Consider the following 1051-nt stretch of genomic DNA (forward strand, 5'->3'; position numbering starts at 1 on the left):
TGTCAGGCGGCGAGCCGGCTGATTGGTGGTCGTCCGCCCAATGCGGAGTGGCCTCGTCGAGTGTTGTAGCGGCGAAGGAATCGGTCAAGACCGCGCTTTCGCAGGCTGTTGCTAGTCCAGGGGCGGTCATAGGCCCACTCGTTGAGCAGGGTTCGGTTGAAGCGCTCTGCCTTTCCGTTGGTCCAGGGACAGCCGGGCCTGGTGAATCGGCGTTTGAGCTGCCAGGCCGAACACACCCAGCCCCAGTCGGTGCCTCGCCGATAGACCAACGCGTTGTCCGTCAGTAGCCGACGCACATGCACGTCCTGGGCGGCGAACCAGACCAAGGCGCGGTGCAGAAACGCGGCGCAAGTCGGGTCTTTTTCATCAGGCAGCACTTCGCTATAGGCCAGCCGGGTGTAGTCATCGATCGCGGAGTGGACGTAGTCATAGCCGAGCTTGATCTTCTTATGCCGGTGGGCAACTGAGACGGCAGCGTCGCGGCCATGCAGCCGCCATCCTCCGCCTGAAGGGATACGGCCGAGCTTTTTGACATCGACATGGACCATCGCTCCCGGCAGGGGATATTCATAGCGGTTGGGACTACGCCGCGACGAGCGCACCGCCTCGCCGGTGATTGGGTCGATCGCACTCAGATGCGGCATATGGTGGCGTACCAGGATTCGTCCCACCGTCGACGGGTTCAGACCGAGCTCAGCGGCGAGCACAACAGCACCGCGCTTACGACGCCGCCGGGCGGTCAGCACTTTCTGCTCCACCTGATGGCTTGTACGCGTAGGCATCCGGATCGGCCGCGATGACCGGTCGGCCAATGCCGCCTCGCCGCCCTCGGCGTACCGACGCAGCCACTTGTACACCGTTGCCCGCGAAATACCCAGTTGCTCAGCCACATGGGCGGACGGCCAACCAGCAGCGACACGCTCGACAATCAAGCGACGAGCGAACAGGTTGGTGCGGGCGTTAGCGTGAGACACGAGGACCTCCTACGGGTGAATGCCAGACACATCCACTCCGTCAGGAGGTCCTCCCACTTTCAAGCAGGCACGCCGTC

General features: G+C 63.5%; 1 protein-coding gene. It reads right to left on the reverse strand.

What is annotated here, in order from left to right:
- Nucleotides 1-2: 2 nt before the first annotated feature.
- Nucleotides 3-974, reverse strand: coding sequence for an IS481 family transposase (locus tag ACYQ8K_RS30110; RefSeq protein ID WP_459975029.1), 972 nt, complete (start codon nt 972-974; stop codon nt 3-5).
- Between the last annotated feature and the right edge of the window lie 77 nt (nt 975-1051).

Source organism: Mycobacterium sp. MUNTM1, assembly GCF_054660795.1.